Source organism: Psychromonas sp. KJ10-10, assembly GCF_047323245.1.
Classification (GTDB): Bacteria; Pseudomonadota; Gammaproteobacteria; order Enterobacterales; family Psychromonadaceae; genus Psychromonas.
Genome location: NZ_CP178826.1, coordinates 2697792 through 2715414 on the forward strand (window position 1 = coordinate 2697792; position 17623 = coordinate 2715414).

Consider the following 17623-nt stretch of genomic DNA (forward strand, 5'->3'; position numbering starts at 1 on the left):
TTAATAATGCTTAACAGTATAATTAAGCCCCTTCGAGGTGGTTAAATCTAGCACGACAACTTGCCCACCATCACCATGTAAATTACATTCTGCGCTGACAACAACCTTAGATATATTTTCAGGAATAACAACCTGACACAAGCTACGAGTAAAAGGTTGTTCTGTGTCGTGAGGATGCAATAACACTCTTTCCCCTAATTGCTGATCATTTAAATCATGAATTTTCCAAACATTGGCATAATGCTCCCATCCTTCATCTTGATGTCGCACCCGTGTATTAAAACACCAAGTTTTATCGGAAGATTGTTTTGCTTCAACAAATTCAACCTGGGCAAAATCAAGTGAAGTGGAAAATGTGTCGTTTTTAACTTGGTCGGCCAAAACGCTTGATGTTAATAAGCTAAATAAAAACAATGCTTTCATTTTTGATCCTCTATATTTGTATCTTCAATAAGCCCTAAACGATAAGCATCTATCACAGAAATCAACCAAAGTAAGCCAATAGCATAGGGAATGACACTTGATGTATTTTCATTGGCAAACAAAGATTGATTCAAGAATATCTCTTTCATTGATGCAATTGCCAAAGGTAAATTACCCGCTTCTATTTGTACCATTAAAGGTTCCATCACCGCCATTAAATCTTTCAATAAAAAGGCTAAAATTAGGATATAGATTAAAACCAATAAAATACCTGGAATATACTTTTTTAGAAAAAAATGTCCTGCTCCTGGAAAGGTAAATGCAGACAAAAATGCGACTTTTATTGGTGTTTTCATAATAGGCCTAATTATTGTTTAAAGAACGTTTAAAATAATCATTAATTGACTTAACAGGATGAAATATAACTAAAATTTCATTTGTGGAATATTGTTTTAATGATTTTTTATAGTAGAATTTTACTTTTAAGTGGTTAATAAATTTACAGGCAAATATTTTTTCGGTTTCAATATGAAAATCTATCATTACAAAGACGTTCAATATTCTCTTGCATACGGCCAATCATTTACTGAACAAGGATTTCATCGAGCCAAAAACTTTATACAACATATGTTAAAGAAAGGTGTTCCTGCAAATAGCATGCAACTTATCTTTTGTCCTGATGGTTTTATATGTCATGACTCGCAAGCCAATGGCCAACGACTTGTAATAAAACAAAGTCCAGCCGGCGATAAAAAGTATTGGGTTAAAAAAGGTAAAGAAATAGATAATAAACTAATTAGTACAGTTATTTTCGCACTATTTCTTTTAATTTGCTTTACCCAAATATAAAAATCATCAGTAAAGTTAAGGTTTATGAATACAAACGTTTAGCTTTTAATAATGCACCAAAAACAACCGAACTAAATGCATCTGCAACGTTAATTTCGACGTTAGGGTAATGTGCTTTAATAGCCTCTTGAACCAAGGGTGATAAACCCATTCCACCTGTTAGGTAAATTATTTTTGGATCTTTACCGGCTTCTTTAATTGCATCATCAATCATTACAAACATTTTTTCTAACCAATTACTCATAGTTTGTGCAATCTGCTCACGTTGTAATGTTATGTTTAAGGATGTTTCAATAAAAGGAAGAGCAAGATCTGCTTGCAGTTTCTCACTTAAATCGATTTTAGTCATTTCAATCGCATGCATCATTTGATGGGTTAATTTTCTTTGCTGAACACGCTTTAAACGCATTAGTGGAATAGGATCTTCACTAGCAAAAATGTAATCAGAGATTGCTTTAGCGCGTTTTTCAGAATAAAAGTCACTCATTTCAGGTATGTTATCAATAGCATATACGCCAAAAAAAGCATATTAGGAATTGCTCTGCCATCACTGGTGCGACCACCGCGACCGAATAAAGGTGAAATAATGCCATTAGCTAAATCTTTATCGCTGACAATTCCTCCCTGACGAATCCCCTTTGTGGCATAAATATCGGCGCTTCTATCAAGGTTGTTGGCTTTATCTTTACTTAACTGGCAAAAAGTAACATCTGAAGTACCACCGCCTAGATCAACAATTAAAGAGTCAGTCTCTTTGCTAACTTGTTGTTCAAAATGATAAGCCGCGGCCAGAGGTTCGTGAATAAACTCAACTTCAGTAAAACCAGCTTTATTGGCTGACCCGTAGCATTAATGATTCAGCTTGCTGATTACCTAACTCTCCCATAGTGGAATGGTAATTAACTGGTCTTGCTATCACTGTTTTTTCAATACTTAATCCCATTTGCTTCTCAGCACATTGTTTTAAATAAGTAAGAAAGCGCACCACTAAAGTTTCAAAATTATCTAACAGTCGTTTCGGGATTTTTGCACCTAAGAAATTTTTAGGACTATTAACATATCGCCCTTCCTCTGGTGTTAATAAAAAAGCATTAAAGCCTTCTTCACCAAAAAGAATTTCACCAGAATTTAGCATATCATTTAACGTTTTTTGATTGCTTTGTGCGTTGTTGCTAACGGCACCAGATTGATCATTGGTTAGATAAATAGCAGAACGGATCTTATATGGGTTGTTACTATTTTCATCAACAGTAATTAGTGTCGGTTTACCTTTAATCCAAGTCGCAACGGCACAATTACTGGTACCGAAATCAATACCTATATAGTCAGATGTCATTACACCTCCACAATTATAAAAAATGGAAGCAGATTTTACATGAATTGATTTATCAATAACAAATTAGTTTTCGTAAATCTCTAAAGGTAAACCATCAGGGTCATTAAAAAAAGTAAACTTCCTATTGGTATATTCATCGACTCTAATTTCTTCAACTTCAATATTTTGAGAAATCAAATAGTCAGACATGCTGGCAACACAATCAACACTAAAAGCCAAGTGCCTTAATCCAAGGGCTTCTGGATAACTTGGTCTGGGAGGCCGATCAACAAAGGAAAAAAGTTCAATTTGGCTACCATCAGGTAATCTTAAATCGAGTTTATAAGAGTCTCTTTGTTGCCGATAGTTTTCAGCAATAATCTCCAGATTTAAAATGTTTGTATAGAAATGTTTTGATTTTTCATAATCAGAACAAATGATTGCAACATGATGAATACCTTTTAACACTTAACCTCCCTTGGTTATAAATAACCATTATTTAAAATAATCACTCATATAAGCAACAATTTTTTCAACTGTTAATTCATTTAATAAACACTGTGAAGATTCAACTATGTCACCTTCCCTATTACCCAGTGCAATATCAACTTGCAAAGGTTTGTCATCATGCATTAAAAATATAATCTTTTTGTTCAAAGGAATACACTCGATACTCACGGCATCTGCTTGCATGCCCTGTTGGCGCAAAATTTTGTCCATAATGCCAATAACCGTATCAATTTTACTATTTCTTTCGTAAAACTGATCATTAGCCTTGGCTATATTGTCAGATAAATTTTTTAAAGACGCTTTCATTGTTCTCTCTTATTATTAATTATCAAAAAACAGCCGTTATAAAACAGTTTTATAACGGCTGATAAATTTATATTTAAGGTACAGACGCCCAAGTATCTCTTAAAATTATGCGAATACCAAAGGAATAGTAATTATAAGGTTAAATATTTTAATTATAAAACAACTAATTAAGATAACATTTTATGTTGTAGATACTGGTGTTATTGGTCATATTTTGGCACAATAAATTTCAATCTCATTAAAATTTTTTCAGGTAAGATGATATGTCTGGCACAAAAAAGTAGTAACAAACCATTAAAAGTAACAATCTTAATTCTTGGTGGGTTATTGATAGCGACCAGCATGACTCCCTATATCAACTCTTATTTGTTAACACCTAAAGAATCAGATATTGTAACTATTAGCAGTGAAGAAATTTTACCGCAAAATCCTCAAACATTTATTGAAACATCAGAACAACAACAGCCTCCTCAAAGTGAAGAAGAAATTCGTCGTGCTCAATTAGTCGCTTTACAAGAAATTGCGACTAGCCAAGAGGATCAACCCACCTTACCTGCATTAAACACTTCTGATGATTTTATTCTAGAAAACCCAAGCATTGCTGATAATAAATCTTTATTTGTTTCCTTAGACATTATTCGAAACATTGTAGTGTTTATTGATAATTTTGCACGAGGAGAATTAGTCAGTAAATTTAGTCCCCTTCAAAAACCAGAAGAACAATTTTCTGTCGCGAAAGAAGACAATGTTTTATTGATGAACGATGAAAGTTATCATCGATACGACAAGTATGCACAGGCAATTGACGATATTGATACCAGCAACTTTATGTATTTATATGCATTATTAAGCCCTTTAATTGACGAAGCATATCAAGACATCGGCTACCCTTCAGGTAGTTTTAACCAAACCTTCATTAAAGCCATCGAACATTTATTAGACACACCCGTTATACGTTATAAAATAGAATTAACCTCTCCATCTGTCATGTATCAATATGCAGACCAAAGTCTCGAAGATCTTCCTGACACACAAAAACTCATGCTAAGAATGGGCCCTGATAACTTACAAACCATTAAATTTAAACTCCGCGAAATTCAAAACGAACTACAGCGCTTATAATCCTGTTTCGTTAATTTTTCTGTGCATTATTGACATGATAAGTCATTACTTATCTGTTAATATGCGCGCTTATTAATTCTATTTGATGAAGAACAAGGAAATTTCTATGAGTCTTGCCAACAAAGTATTAGCCGTTAATAACGATCTTCCAATTCGTACTGATAAGCCGGTACATAGTGGTAAAGTTAGATCCGTTTATTGGTTAACAGCAGAAGACAGTAAACGCCTTATTGAAGAAAAGAATTATGATGTGGCGACCGATGCTCCACTTGCAATTATGGTGATCAGTGACCGTATTTCAGCTTTTGATTGTATTTGGCATGGTGAAGGTGGAATGAATGGTGTTCCAGGTAAAGGTGCGGCTCTGAATGCTATTTCAAATCATTGGTTTAAATTATTTAAAGAGCAAGGCTTAGCTGATAGTCATATTTTGGATATCCCACACCCATTTGTTTGGATTGTTCAAAAAGCAAAACCAGTTATGATCGAAGCGATTGCTCGTCAATATATTACCGGTTCTATGTGGCGCTCTTACGCAAAAGGTGAGCGTGAATTTTGTGGTATAAATATCGCAGAAGGTTTATCAAATAATCAAAAGCTACCAGAATTACTTATTACTCCATCTACTAAAGGTATTTTAGAAAATATCCCAGGTGTCCCAGCTGTAGACGATGTGAATATAACACGTAAAAATATCGAAGATAACTTTGAAGCATTTAACTTTACAAACACTGACGACATTAACTTTTATGAGAAATTATTAAAAGAAGGTTTTGATATGATCAGTGCTGAGCTGGCTAAAATTGATCAAATTTTTGTAGATACTAAGTTTGAGTTTGGATATGTTTTCGATAAAGCAGGTAAAGAAAAACTGATTTACATGGATGAAGTAGGTACACCTGATTCATCTCGTATTTGGGATGGCGCGACCTTTAGAGAAGGAAAAATTATTGAAAACTCTAAGGAAGATTTCCGTCAATTATTACTAAAACATTTCCCAGATCCAGATATTTTATTAAATAAAGATCGTATGGAAGAGCGTCAAGCATTAGCAAAAGACAATGCGTTACCTGAAGAAGTACTAATGAAAATTTCTGAAACCTATACAGGTATTGCAGAAAAAATTATTGGCGAGAAAATTGAATTAAGCGAAAATCCAAAAGCTGAAATAATTGAAATTCTTCGTGATCAATACGGCTTAATTGATTAATAATAATTAATTCAAGTTACAAAAGAATAAATATACCCGTTACCATTCAAGATGCAAAGTTCAGCAAGTTGTGAAGTGAGTAGATTCTAGGCAGAAAGTTGAAGATCTAACTGGTTCAATCAAAACTTTCTAACAACGAAGATACTTGCTTCAAAACTTGCTCTATGGGTCGCTAGCTCGAAAAGCAATTCATCGTTACAACATTCGATAAGGGCTAGCCATTGTCATCATGTTGCGCCTTGCCTTGCTATCCGAGCTAGCGACTGAACAAAGCATCTTGATTGTAACGGGTATATAAAGCAGAATTCAGTTTCTGCTTTTTTTGCCTAAAAACTGAAACGACAAAGGAATAATGATGAGTGGTTGGACAGTATTTTTTATTATTTTATTAGTACTCGGCATTATTGTAAGTAACCTACTGCTACTTAAACAAACCGCTAAAATGAAAATTCCAGAAGATGTTATAAAGAAAGTAGCAGAAAGAAGAAAGAAAGAAGAGGAACTTGAAAGGCAAAATGAGCAACAAAATAAAAAGCCAACAGATAAGTAATCAGTTGGCTCCTATAAACGACATAAAGAAATTAGAATTCTTTTGTTTGTTTCTCACTTTCAATCAACGCATCACGCAAATGTTCAGTGATACTTAAATATAACTCAGTAATTTTTTGATCTGATAATGGATTCTTATCTTCATCTAACCATGAAAGAGAAGTTACCCCACCGGTCAACTCGCCAAGTTGAACAAAATATTCTGCTTCATCAAGCTCAAAAGGTTTCAAATTATTTTCTTGCCAGTAATCTTGATCTGGTTGATCAAATTTTAATAGGAAGTAGCCAAGGTTTTTGTCTTTTTCAACGATATCAAAATTAAGCAAAGTAAATAATGTTGGAATTTTTCGCCAAGTATCAACAAACTCACTATCAACTATCCAAGCATTTTGATGATTATCATCAAAGCCTAATTTAATATCCAGTGGTTGTTTATCAGCATTTTCAAGTTGCTCATTTTCTTTAACCATATAAGCAAACTCTAAAAGTTTATTCACAAAACGCGTTTCAATTTCACTTTTACGTTTACCTTCAAGGTCAAACTTTAATTCAACACCTTCATTGGTTTCACGGTAGTTTAATGCATCCACGGTTAAAGAAACACTGTGCCCACTAAGTAATTTATCAACACTAAGTTTATAACTTGACTCTCTTGTTAATGAATTAGTATTGAAAAAACTACCGAAGGTCACTTGTTCAATAAAAGTGCCTGTTTCTATGCTTTGCAGAACATCATTTCTGTTAACAACTTGAACATTATTTTCATTTAAATAAGCATTAATTAAGCTCCAAACTCTCGCTTCAATATCTTCATTTTGTTTAAATGCATTAAACCAAATTTTAGTTGCGTTAGTAGAGGATGAATCTAATACGACGCCATCAATAACAGGGGTAAATTGTGTCGGAGGTCTCACATCAACGTCAGATAAGGTATAACCAGTTTGTTTTTGTTGCTCTGTTAATTCTGGGATCGCAAAGGTATTACGCGCTTCATCATTGCTAAAATCACCTGTTGAATAAGGCTTTTCTAATGATGCTTCACTATATTCAAAGTCACTATTCGCTTGCATACGCGTATCAAAACGCACACACCCAGTAAGCGAAAGTGCGATGATAACAGCAAGTGTTCTACGATTATGTTTTAGAGTTAATTTCATGAAAAAAGCTTAGCCTCTTTCAACGCATCACTGACAACACTTTGTAATTGAGGCGCTAAAATAGTTAATGGTAAACGTGCATCTGCAGAAGGTATTAAACCTAATTCAGCACAAGCCCATTTAACTGGAATAGGATTTGATTCTACAAATAGCTTTTGATGAACGGGCATCAATTGTTGATTAATCGCTTGTGCTTCATCTGACTTGCCTGAAAGTGCAAAGTCACACATTTTAGCCATTTCAACCGGAGCAACATTACTTGTTACAGAAATAACACCGTTTCCGCCCTGTAACATAAAGTCACAACCTGTTTCATCGTCACCACTGTATAAAAGAAAATCATCAGCGACTAATGCTTTTATTTCAGCAAGACGTTGCAAATCACCAGTCGCTTCTTTAATACCAATAATATTATCGATTTTAGATAAACGAGCAACTGTTTCAGGTAACATATCAACCGCTGTACGCCCTGGAACATTATATAGAATTTGTGCTAGGTCGGAGGATTCGGCAATAGCTTTAAAGTGCTGGTACAAACCTTCCTGTGTAGGTTTGTTATAATAAGGCGTGACATTTAAACCTGCAACTACACCACTATTGGCAAATAATTTACTAAAGGTAATTGCTTCAGCAGTCGAGTTTGCACCATTTCCTGCAATAATATCAATTCTTCCTGCGAGCAAATTCAACAACTTTCATCACCACCTTAACATGATCATCAACATTTAGTGTTGCAGACTCACCAGTTGTACCCACAGCAACAATTGTCGCAGTGCCAGATTTTATATGAAATTCAACCAGCTCTTTAAGTGCATTAAAATCTATTTCGCCAGTTTTATCCATTGGGGTCACTAGTGCGACAATACTACCTGTTAACATATCAAAGTCTCCTGTTTTTAGTCACTCAATGTTACTTTTGCATGGCACTAAAAACAAGTAATAAAGCAAATAGATCATACCTATAACAACAATTTTTATACTTTGTTGCTTGTGTTCAACGTATAAGAAGATATTCTAGTCAAAATTGAACTTATTTATATATTTGAGGTACACATGTCGGTTAATAATCATGACGTTACTGTTTCTACTTTTCCACCACTTATCTTAGAAGGCTCAAAGCAAAAGCCTGTACTGGTCATTTTTTGGTCTCAACAATGTCCAATTTGTAATGCTCTTTTACCTATCATCGATAAAATTCATGCTCAGGATGAACAGGCCTTTGTGGTTGCACGGATCAATTGTGATACAGAACAAGAAATCGTAAATCATTTTGGTGTTCAAAGTGTGCCAAGTGTATTTATGTTTGTTGATGGTAAAGGAGTTGATGGTTTTGCTGGAGAACAAACCGAAGCCTTTATTAGTGAATTTATTAATAAACATACACCGGATCAAATACTCACTCTTTTGCAACAGGGACAAACCTTATTTGCACAGGGTGAAATCGAGCAAGCTAAACAAATATTATTAGAGGCATTAAAGTTAGCGCAGAGTGACACGGATCTAAAAGGCACGGTTAAAAACGAAAATTATAACGATATTAAACTGGCGCTAGCACAAATATACTTAGCCTTAGGGGAATTTGAAAATGCATCTCCGTTATTAGAATCCATTCCAATGGCGGATCAAAATATGATTTATCATAGTTTGATATCACAATTAGAATTAGCTAAACAATCGTCGCAAACACCAGAAATAACATCTCTTGAAGCCGAGCTAGAAAGCGCAGAAAAAGAATCAAAAGATGAAATGCCAATCAAACATAAATTGGCAATCCAATATAATCAAGCCAACAGAAACAGTGAAGCATTAGCACTGCTTTATAGTATCTTATTGGTTGATTTAAATTATGAAGATGGTGAAACTAAAAAAACCTTTATGGATATTTTAGCCACTATTGAAGATGCTAAATTAGTCAGCGAATACCGAAGAAAATTATACAGCTTACTGTATTAACTGCTTCGCTAATAATTGAATACCAATGTCTGGGCTACTTAACATAAGTGCCCTTTTATCTTTAACTAAAGAAATCGCATCTGTCATAGAAGCCTGTGCTAGCACAATACAATCATAATTATCTTGTTTTTGTGCAATTACATCAGCAATCGCCTGGTGATATTTATTTATTTCTCCATCTAGAAAAAATGGCCAACAATTTTCAACAACATGATATTCAATATTATTATCAGTTTTCTCAATTTTCTGTGATGAATTTAATACCGTAGCAGTGGGTGCTAAGGTACTTTCTAAAGCCGCTAACACTAAAATATTTTCACCTGAATGTACCGCAGTATTTGCCATCGCACGATCAATGCGGATCACTTGTTTGCCATTCTCTAACCTTATATTTTCAGCGACTTCTCCTAAACTTGAGCAGGTACAAACGACTAATTCACTGTCTTTAGAATAGGATATACAAGTCTCTTTAATTTTCTCGGCAAGTTCAGTTGTCATTCCCTGTTTAATCGCCCTTTCAAGTAATTCACTGTGAACGACATGTTGCGCAGTAATATTGAGTTGGTGCTTTTCAATCAAGTCTGAAAAGACCTTCACCAAGACCTGTGCTGTATGTATAAAGGTCACTTTTACTGTTTTATCGTGATTCATTTTACCCCTTAAAAATATTTCAGACTTTGTAACAAAATTAGTCATTAAAATAACAGGATTAGAAACACAATCAAACCATGAAACAGAATTTTTTAGCAATTAATGAATGTTAAATACTCGCTGTTTTCAAAGGAGCATCGATACCCTGTTGTATGAAGGATGAAAAGTGCTCAATAGCTTGCTTAGCAAGGTTTGGTAAATTATCGAAATCAATATTATCTAATAGGTTTTTAACTTCTAAACCAAGCTCTGTATCACCTTGAATAGATAAACGGCGTTGGAAAAATAATGTATCAGGATCTTCTTTACGTCCTGCAATTAAAATTAAATCGTTAACATTTCCAGAAAAAGTAACATCAACTTTAGGGCAATTCTCTTGAATAATTAATTGATTATTTTCAAAGCTAATATACCAACAGAAACCTAGGTCTGAAACTTCTACCTTCAGCCATTTATCTTCTAAAAAATCAAGCTCGTCATCTTCAATTGCTTCTTTAAACAAACAAATTAGTAATTCAGATAATAATTTCTTTTGAATAAAAAAAGGTACCAATGTACTTGGAAAAGATAAGACTGAGGGGGCGTTTTTTACTAACTGATGTTGAAGGTTATTGAGTAATGGCTTTAACATAATAATTCTCTTACTTTTTTAATGGTTTTATATAATAAAAACAACAGTATAAATGTTAAAGAATGACTCAACCCTGCTCTATATCAATAAATGTTTTGTCGATATTTCTACAATTGAACCTATTTGACAATAGTGAACACAAATGGAACTTCTCTGTCCCGCCGGCGACTTACCTGCCTTAAAAACCGCCATTGATTGTGGTGCTGACGCTGTCTATATTGGCCTTAAAGACGATACCAATGCTCGCCATTTCGCTGGTCTAAATTTTAATGAAAAAGCTTATCAAAGGCGCGCAATATGTACATAATCATGATAAACATCTACATGTAGCAATTAATACCTTTGCCCACCCAGGTGAAGAAAAACGCTGGCAAAATGCCGTTGATAAATGTGTCGACCTTGGTGCTAATGTCGCTATCATTGCTGATATTGCAACCTTAGATTATGCCACCAATAAATACCCTGAACTTGATTTACATTTAAGTGTTCAAGCTTCTGCTACTAACACGGCGCCTATCGATTTTTATGCTAAAAACTTTAATATTAAACGCGTCGTATTACCACGCGTTTTATCGATTCAACAGGTGAAACAACTTTCGCGTAATACGAATATTCCGCTAGAAGTTTTTGCCTTTGGTAGCCTTTGTATAATGGCCGAAGGAAGATGTTATTTGTCATCTTACTTTACCGGAGAATCTCCTAACACTGTCGGTGCATGTTCACCAGCTAAATACGTCAGGTGGAGTGAAACCGACACTGGTCTTGAATCACGTTTAAACGATATATTAATAGACCGTTATCAAAAAGATGAAAAAGCGGGATACCCTACTTTATGTAAAGGTAAATTTAATGTCGGTGATAACCTTTACCATGCACTCGAAGAGCCCACCAGTTTAAATACTTTATCTATGGTGCCAGAATTGATGAAAGCAAATATTTGCTCGGTCAAAATTGAAGGTAGACAACGAAGCCCCGCCTATGTCGAACAAATTACGCGTGTATGGCGAGAAGCGATTGATAGTTACAAAGCTAACCCTGAACAATATCAAGTAAAAGACCAATGGAACCAGCGTACTTGCTAATGTTTCTGAGGGAAGCCAAACCACATTAGGCGCATATCATCGTGAATGGCAATAAGGTCATAATTTAATTGAACGAAATACAAATTGCTAACAATAGGAACAATATGAAATTATCATTAGGCCCGCTTTTATATTATTGGCCAAAACAAACCGTTGAGTCTTTTTATCAATCAGCCCTTGAAAGCGAAGCAGATATTATTTATTTAGGTGAAACCGTTTGCAGTAAACGCAGAGAATTAAAAACAAGAGACTGGATAAATTTAGCAAAGTCCTTAAACGGACAAGGTAAAGAAATTATCTTATCAAGCATGGCATTGTTAGAAGCGCCTTCAGAAATTAAAGTACTTAAACAGCTTTGCGAAAATGGTGAATTAAGTGTTGAAGCCAATGATGTTGGTGCCATTGAAATCCTCAGTAATTTGAAAGTGCCCTTTGTTTGTGGCCCTGCAATCAATTGTTATAACGCATCTGTTATCAAAATGTTTGTTAATAAAGGCATGCAACGTTGGGTAATGCCAGTAGAATTATCACGGGATTGGTTAACTAAAATCGTCACTGACTGTGAAGATTTAGGCATAAGAGATCAATTTGAAATAGAAGTGTTTTCACAGGGATATATGCCATTAGCCTATTCTGCTCGTTGTTTTACCGCTCGCTCTGAAAATAAAGCAAAAGACGACTGTGAACTCTGTTGCATTAAATACCCACAGGGTCGAGTCACCACCACCCAAGAAGACCAACAAGTATTTGTATTAAATGGTATTCAAACTCAATCAGGTTATTGTTATAACTTAATTAATGATTTACCTTCAATGCAAGGCTTAGTTGATGTCGCACGTATTAGTCCTTCCGATAAACAAGCCTTTGATATTTTGAAGCAATATCGCCACGCGCTCAATAACGACGTAATGCCGACCAAATTAGCACAAAAAGAATGTAACGGTTTCTGGCATCAAATAGCAGGCTTACAAACTAGTTAATAAAAGCTATCAGTAACGAATAAGTCGTTCGTATTTTTAACCAGTACGAGCGAATTTATTACTTTCTTGCAGGTTTTAGTTACAACACATTTTAAAAGATTTTCTAATAACAACCTTTCCTTTTGTTAAGTCTTCATATGTAAACTCATAACAGTGTTTTTATAAAAAAATTACGTTACTTCAAATTCTTTATAATAATTACTAGACTTTAATAGACATTAATAGACATTAGAACAACGGCATCATTTTCTATTAATGCTTACAATTTAAGGTACAAATTTATGATTGTAGTAACAATAGAAATTAGCCCGTAATATGCAAAAACCAACTATTTTTTAAATGAAAATAGTCGAATTCATTATGTTGAATAATGATATGAATATAATGTGAGCGTATTGGCAATAATTTACTACTAGGTGAAAACATGATTAATAAAAAACTGATTTATACAATGGTTACTACGGCAACGCTATTTGTCACAGTCGCAAAGGCTGAAAATGCGGAAATAACACTAATGAAGAACCTTGATGGTTTTTTAGGTGGTTACTGTTTAGATATTAAAGGTGGTAATGCTGATATTGATACATCAAATGGTTTACAAGTGCATACTTGTTATAGCTATAAAGGTGCATTAGGAAAGGATCAAATTTTTGAAACAACGCGTTTTGAGAATAATGCCCTTTTCATGCCAGAATTTAATGTGTGCGCACAACTTACCGGCTTAGAAGCTGGATCAACCGTTTCACTGGCACCTTGTGATGGAAGTGAGCTTCAAAACTTAGCATTCACCGGTGCTGGGACAATAAGCCCAGTTAAAGCAAACTGATATGTGTCTTACTGCTGGTCTTGCCACAAGATTAGGTCGTAATGGAACATCACAACATCAAATTAAAGACTTAACACTACAACCTTGTAGTATGGATTTTTCAGCATTTCAGCAATGGACAACAAATACTAAAGTTGATTAAGTAAAGTTACTCAACAACTCCTGAGCGTATTAATTTGATCCTTAGTACGCTATTTTTTTGCAATTCTCTTTATTGAAAATTAGAGGGAAATATTTAATTCACCTGTTAAATTGCTCTTAGTCCGCGACGAAAATAATAACGTTAAAGAACTATTTCATCTTCGCGAAGTGTTAACACCTCATAACCTGTCTTGGTCACTAATATAGTATGTTCCCATTGGGCTGACAGTTTTTTATCCTTAGTAATAACTGTCCAACCATCTTTTTTGGTTTTAATTTTATAGCTACCTTGGTTGATCATAGGTTCAATAGTAAAAATCATTCCTTCTTCAAGCGTTAATCCTGAGTTAGGTTTTCCATAATGAAGCACTTGGGGATCTTCATGCATTTCTTTTCCAATGCCATGACCGCAATATTCACGCACCACACTATAACCAGCAGACTCAGCATGTTTTTGAATCGCATGCCCGATATCACCTAATCTCGCTTTTGGTTTTACTGCTTTAATCCCTTGCCACATAGCTTCATAAGTCGTTTTAACTAAACGTTTCGCTTCAGAACTTGCGGTACTCAACACATACATTTTACTTGAATCACTAATGAATCCATTTTTCTCTAAGGTAATATCTATGTTTACGATATCTTTTGATTTTAACTGGTAAGTTTTAGAAGGAAGCCCATGACATACAACATCGTTAACGGAAGAATTAAGAGAGAACTGGTAACCGTACTGCCCTTTACTCGCGGGTCGAGCTTTTAGAGCATCTACAATATAATTATCGACTTTAGTGTCGATATCCATTGTAGTGATGCCTTCGCACACATAGGAATCTAACATTTTAAATACCTGTGCTAAAAGTTTTCCAGACTCTCTCATAAAGTTTATTTCAGCTTCAGTTTTGATCATTCGGTTATCCATTAATAACTTCACCGACTGTTAAGGTTTCTTTTAGCAGTTGTTCTTTAATAATTTCATGAAAAGTAAGGGTTGGGTTCAATTCTGCTAGCATTCCCATTTTTATCCAAAACTCAGCTTGTGAATTAATTGAACGTGACATCACACTACTCGATTTTCTTATTTCATCATGTAGATCATCTGAAATTTTTACGATTCCCATTACACACTCCATATACGGTTTATATATAAATCATATATTTAGTATTTTAAACTGTCAATTGTTGTTTATATGGCCTGTTCTGTCAGCGAGGGCTAATGATTACGAATGGAGTTAACTTAGTGATAAGTGATAAGTGATAAAGCATAAAAAAACCCGCAAGGCTTTATTACAAAGCGTTACGGGTTCTTCTCGTACCTGCTCGGTACATAATGTGGCGGTGACGGAGACAGTCAAACTCACACTGTAAGCAATTGATTAATAAATTATTTATATAACCAAACATAAGAACGTCTTACAAATCGTCTTACATTTTGTAAAAGTCATCAATTAAATGTTGTTACTCTAAATAATAGTTTTTACCATTGAATCTTTTAGCATTGATAGAAAATAAAGTTTTTAAATTATCTCAAGTCCAAAAAACGCAAAATACCACTACCACCAGTACCATTTTGACCGAATCCCTTTAAATACGTGGGTTGTAGCCGGTATAGGTCTATATTTATCATAATAATCAATTGTTGAACCTATACCATATTGTAAATAAATTGAACCGGTACAAGCTTAAATATCGAATCAATCAACCAATATATTAAAGTTATCATAATTTTAAGCTCACTCCGACATATTCCCGACATAGGAAGTTTTTAATACTTCTCTTAAAGCCATTAATAGCAAGGGATGCATAACTTTATAATATTTATTATAGGGGAATATATTAATCAAATTTTTGGTTTGTTTGACAGGTTTTAGAGATAATAGAACTTTCATCTCACTTTAGGGTTGTTTCGATGCCACCAAGAACAAATAGACCATGCAGAAAAAGAGGATGCCGAGCCATTACACGCAATAAAAATGGATATTGTGACGAACATAAGACTGATTCATGCGGTTGGGTTCGCTCAAATGGTACAAAACAGTCCAGTAGTTCACGCGGTTATGGTCATAAATGGGCTGTTTTACGTAAAGAAATACTAAAAAGAGACCGTTTTTTGTGTCAAAACTGCTTAAAGAAAGGCCTCGCAGTTGAAGCAAACCAAGTTGATCACATCAAACCAAAGAGCCTTGGAGGTGATAACAGCGAAAGCAATCTTCAAGCCCTTTGTATCCCATGCCATAAGGATAAGACAAGCTCAGAATCAAGATTAAGTAGGCGTACATTGTAAGGGGGTATGTAAATCTCTACATCCTTATGCATACCTGACCGTCCGCCTAATGTAATTTTTACGCGCAATAAATAAGGATCTTTTTTTGAAATTGAAATTTACACTTCTATAAGTCGGAAAGCATAAAATAGATTGGTGTTTGAATGGTGGTAACGGTGGATCATTTGCTTATCAATTCGCTTTTAAACACATTTTTACTTCTAGTAATTAACATCACCCAAGATTTTTAAACAAACCTATACCAGTAGGCGCTTTAAATAAAAAAGGTACTCCTGAGCGGTTGATACATACGGGGGCGCGGAGTCGCGTTTGTCGGCTAGTTTTCGGTTATATAGGGCATCACCACCACTGATAAAAAATCTATTTTCAACAAGTCTAAAAACAATTTTGTACTATTAAAAGAAAGAGTATCGAAATTATAGCGATACCCTCCATAAAAAATTTATCACCATAGTTAAAAATATAAACCTATTTGTTTAATTGAAAAGCTGATTACTTAATTCCGCTGTTTCTTTACTTGACCAATATTTAAGAGGCTCTGTTTCATTTTCTTTAATGATCAAATCTTCAATTGAAGTTGAACCGTTAAGAGTGTTGTCACCTAGGCCAAGTAACCAAGATAAATTAACTTGTTTATCTCGCATTTTTATATTGCGTTGTTGATAACGACTGTCTAAATAATTGAATAAATCTTCTTTATCTTTCGTAAAATTAGAATAAAGTAAATTTTCAATTACTGTTGTGTTTGGTTTTTTTGGTATGTTCACATTTAAGACTGTTTTAGACCATTCATGAGAAATATCGTAAATGGCAAATATCTCATTATTGATGGATAGACCTAAATCTTCACAGATTAGCTTTTTTATATGTAGAATTTTATGCTCTTCATTATTTATTAATGAAGTTGTAGTAACTGTGTTTTTACACTGTGGTTTAATACTGTTATTTACGGAGTACTTTTTACACTCGGGTATGGCAAGTTTTACACTAGGGGTAGAGTAATTTTTACACTCGGTATTTGTGGTATTGTCAACTTTGCCACTAGTGACAAAATCAACTGGTATATTGTTCGTTTCTGCATTGTTAATGGATAATGAAAATTTTCTGCTTTCTGGTTTACTTACTCCATTAGTTTGCAAATATATTTTAATATTTTCCATCATTGGGTATATTAACCTATAACCTCCAGTACTCGTTACTCCTGATAACTTGCCAATTAGCCCTAGCTTAAAAAGTCTCTGTATAGAGTCGCTTATTGTTTTTCTACTTTTGCCTAATTGCCAGGCATAAAACTCGTTTGATTTAACGTTTTTCCCCTTATACGTATCTTTTGTTTTCTCCGATTGTGAAAGTCTTTGGTAAGTTTCTTGGAATGAAATAGTATCTGATAAAATAAGTTTGTCTGTATCAGTTAATTTCTTACATGTGCTTATTGGTGTACTTAGGTTTATAAACATTATTAGCCCGTTATTATTTTGTGGGCAGTTGTCTAACTGGTTAAATTTTCATATAATATTTGCAGTTGTTCAACTAGCCCGTTGAAAAAACGAATATTCTATTAAGTTTCTAAGACTTATTAGAATTCAATTAAACCGCTATTTCAGCGGTTTTTTTGTACCTTGCATACCCTACACCTT

22 protein-coding genes and 2 pseudogenes are annotated in these 17623 nt (G+C 34.3%); 10 read left to right on the plus strand and 14 right to left on the minus strand.

Features of this window, described 5'->3' with window-relative positions:
* Entirely contained in the window at positions 1-423 is a 423-nt protein-coding gene (locus ACLKMH_RS15420; RefSeq protein WP_413698946.1) for a hypothetical protein, read from the minus strand.
* A complete protein-coding gene (locus ACLKMH_RS15425) occupies positions 420-779 on the minus strand; it encodes a hypothetical protein (RefSeq protein WP_413698947.1) in 360 nt (119 codons plus the stop codon). Before ACLKMH_RS15425 ends, ACLKMH_RS15420 begins: the two co-directional genes overlap by 4 nt.
* A 172-nt stretch (positions 780-951) precedes the next feature.
* Here ACLKMH_RS15425 and ACLKMH_RS15430 point away from each other — a divergent pair, with 172 nt between their 5' ends.
* Positions 952-1272 (plus strand): hypothetical protein, encoded by a 321-nt coding sequence (locus ACLKMH_RS15430; RefSeq protein WP_413698948.1) that lies wholly within the window; start codon positions 952-954, stop codon positions 1270-1272.
* A 22-nt stretch (positions 1273-1294) separates the two neighbouring features.
* On the opposite strand, the gene ACLKMH_RS15435 is transcribed toward ACLKMH_RS15430, so the two are convergent.
* The 5 genes from ACLKMH_RS15435 to ACLKMH_RS15455 form a co-directional block, all read right to left on the minus strand.
* Positions 1295-1759, minus strand: coding sequence for an Hsp70 family protein (locus ACLKMH_RS15435; protein ID WP_413698949.1), 465 nt, complete (start codon positions 1757-1759; stop codon positions 1295-1297).
* Positions 1756-2076: a hypothetical protein gene (locus tag ACLKMH_RS15440; protein ID WP_413702365.1), complete on the minus strand. Its 321-nt coding sequence runs from the start codon at positions 2074-2076 to the stop codon at positions 1756-1758. Before ACLKMH_RS15440 ends, ACLKMH_RS15435 begins: the two co-directional genes overlap by 4 nt.
* 25 nt (positions 2077-2101) lie before the next feature.
* Positions 2102-2608, minus strand: a complete 507-nt coding sequence (locus ACLKMH_RS15445; protein ID WP_413698950.1) for a hypothetical protein — start codon at positions 2606-2608, stop codon at positions 2102-2104.
* Positions 2609-2671: 63 nt separating this feature from the next.
* Complete coding sequence (locus tag ACLKMH_RS15450) at positions 2672-3055, minus strand: VOC family protein (RefSeq protein ID WP_413698951.1); 384 nt, start codon at positions 3053-3055, stop codon at positions 2672-2674.
* Positions 3056-3082: 27 nt separating this feature from the next.
* Complete coding sequence (locus ACLKMH_RS15455; protein WP_413698952.1) at positions 3083-3403, minus strand: hypothetical protein; 321 nt, start codon at positions 3401-3403, stop codon at positions 3083-3085.
* 258 nt (positions 3404-3661) lie between these two features.
* Here ACLKMH_RS15455 and ACLKMH_RS15460 point away from each other — a divergent pair, with 258 nt between their 5' ends.
* The 3 genes from ACLKMH_RS15460 to ACLKMH_RS15470 all read left to right on the plus strand — a co-directional run bounded on the left by ACLKMH_RS15460 (position 3662) and on the right by ACLKMH_RS15470 (position 6285).
* Positions 3662-4525 carry a DUF3014 domain-containing protein gene (locus ACLKMH_RS15460; RefSeq protein ID WP_413698953.1) on the plus strand — a complete coding sequence of 288 codons (864 nt, stop codon included), beginning with the start codon at positions 3662-3664 and terminating at the stop codon, positions 4523-4525.
* 106 nt (positions 4526-4631) lie between these two features.
* Positions 4632-5735, plus strand: a complete 1104-nt coding sequence (locus ACLKMH_RS15465) for a phosphoribosylaminoimidazolesuccinocarboxamide synthase (protein WP_413698954.1) — start codon at positions 4632-4634, stop codon at positions 5733-5735.
* A gap of 355 nt (positions 5736-6090) precedes the next feature.
* The gene (locus ACLKMH_RS15470) at positions 6091-6285 is read left to right on the plus strand and encodes a DUF2897 family protein (RefSeq protein ID WP_413698955.1); all 195 of its coding nucleotides are present in this window, start codon (positions 6091-6093) and stop codon (positions 6283-6285) included.
* Positions 6286-6316: 31 nt separating this feature from the next.
* Here the strand turns inward: ACLKMH_RS15470 and bamC are convergent, their stop codons facing one another.
* Positions 6317-7441: an outer membrane protein assembly factor BamC gene (bamC, locus tag ACLKMH_RS15475; RefSeq protein ID WP_413698956.1), complete on the minus strand. Its 1125-nt coding sequence runs from the start codon at positions 7439-7441 to the stop codon at positions 6317-6319.
* Positions 7438-8320 (minus strand): annotated as a pseudogene (dapA, locus tag ACLKMH_RS15480) (4-hydroxy-tetrahydrodipicolinate synthase). Before dapA ends, bamC begins: the two are co-directional and overlap by 4 nt.
* A gap of 174 nt (positions 8321-8494) precedes the next feature.
* On the opposite strand from dapA, the gene ACLKMH_RS15485 reads away from it, so the two are divergent.
* Positions 8495-9394, plus strand: coding sequence for a tetratricopeptide repeat protein (locus ACLKMH_RS15485; protein WP_413698957.1), 900 nt, complete (start codon positions 8495-8497; stop codon positions 9392-9394).
* Here the strand turns inward: ACLKMH_RS15485 and ACLKMH_RS15490 are convergent.
* Both ACLKMH_RS15490 and ubiT read right to left on the minus strand, forming a co-directional pair.
* Positions 9383-10045, minus strand: coding sequence for a hypothetical protein (locus tag ACLKMH_RS15490; protein ID WP_413698958.1), 663 nt, complete (start codon positions 10043-10045; stop codon positions 9383-9385). The genes ACLKMH_RS15485 and ACLKMH_RS15490 overlap by 12 nt on opposite strands.
* A 109-nt stretch (positions 10046-10154) precedes the next feature.
* Positions 10155-10676 (minus strand): ubiquinone anaerobic biosynthesis accessory factor UbiT, encoded by a 522-nt coding sequence (gene ubiT / locus ACLKMH_RS15495; RefSeq protein ID WP_413698959.1) that lies wholly within the window; start codon positions 10674-10676, stop codon positions 10155-10157.
* Between the two features lie 142 nt (positions 10677-10818).
* Between ubiT and ubiU the strand changes: the two are divergent.
* The 4 genes and pseudogenes from ubiU to ACLKMH_RS15515 all read left to right on the plus strand — a co-directional run bounded on the left by ubiU (position 10819) and on the right by ACLKMH_RS15515 (position 13706).
* Positions 10819-11813 (plus strand): annotated as a pseudogene (ubiU, locus tag ACLKMH_RS15500) (ubiquinone anaerobic biosynthesis protein UbiU).
* Between the two features lie 49 nt (positions 11814-11862).
* Positions 11863-12738 (plus strand): U32 family peptidase, encoded by an 876-nt coding sequence (locus ACLKMH_RS15505; protein ID WP_413698960.1) that lies wholly within the window; start codon positions 11863-11865, stop codon positions 12736-12738.
* A 424-nt stretch (positions 12739-13162) separates the two neighbouring features.
* Positions 13163-13564 (plus strand): hypothetical protein, encoded by a 402-nt coding sequence (locus ACLKMH_RS15510; RefSeq protein WP_413698961.1) that lies wholly within the window; start codon positions 13163-13165, stop codon positions 13562-13564.
* Position 13565: 1 nt separating this feature from the next.
* A complete protein-coding gene (locus ACLKMH_RS15515; RefSeq protein WP_413698962.1) occupies positions 13566-13706 on the plus strand; it encodes a hypothetical protein in 141 nt (46 codons plus the stop codon).
* A 141-nt stretch (positions 13707-13847) separates the two neighbouring features.
* On the opposite strand, the gene map is transcribed toward ACLKMH_RS15515, so the two are convergent.
* Positions 13848-14624 carry a type I methionyl aminopeptidase gene (gene map / locus ACLKMH_RS15520; protein WP_413698963.1) on the minus strand — a complete coding sequence of 259 codons (777 nt, stop codon included), beginning with the start codon at positions 14622-14624 and terminating at the stop codon, positions 13848-13850.
* A complete protein-coding gene (locus tag ACLKMH_RS15525; RefSeq protein WP_413698964.1) occupies positions 14617-14823 on the minus strand; it encodes a ParD-like family protein in 207 nt (68 codons plus the stop codon). The genes map and ACLKMH_RS15525 overlap by 8 nt, the downstream gene beginning before the upstream one ends.
* 788 nt (positions 14824-15611) lie before the next feature.
* Between ACLKMH_RS15525 and ACLKMH_RS15530 the strand changes: the two genes are divergently transcribed.
* The gene (locus tag ACLKMH_RS15530) at positions 15612-15986 is read left to right on the plus strand and encodes an HNH endonuclease (RefSeq protein ID WP_413698965.1); all 375 of its coding nucleotides are present in this window, start codon (positions 15612-15614) and stop codon (positions 15984-15986) included.
* Between the two features lie 476 nt (positions 15987-16462).
* On the opposite strand, the gene ACLKMH_RS15535 is transcribed toward ACLKMH_RS15530, so the two are convergent.
* Positions 16463-17443 carry a hypothetical protein gene (locus ACLKMH_RS15535; RefSeq protein ID WP_413698966.1) on the minus strand — a complete coding sequence of 327 codons (981 nt, stop codon included), beginning with the start codon at positions 17441-17443 and terminating at the stop codon, positions 16463-16465.
* Positions 17444-17623 lie beyond the last annotated feature (180 nt).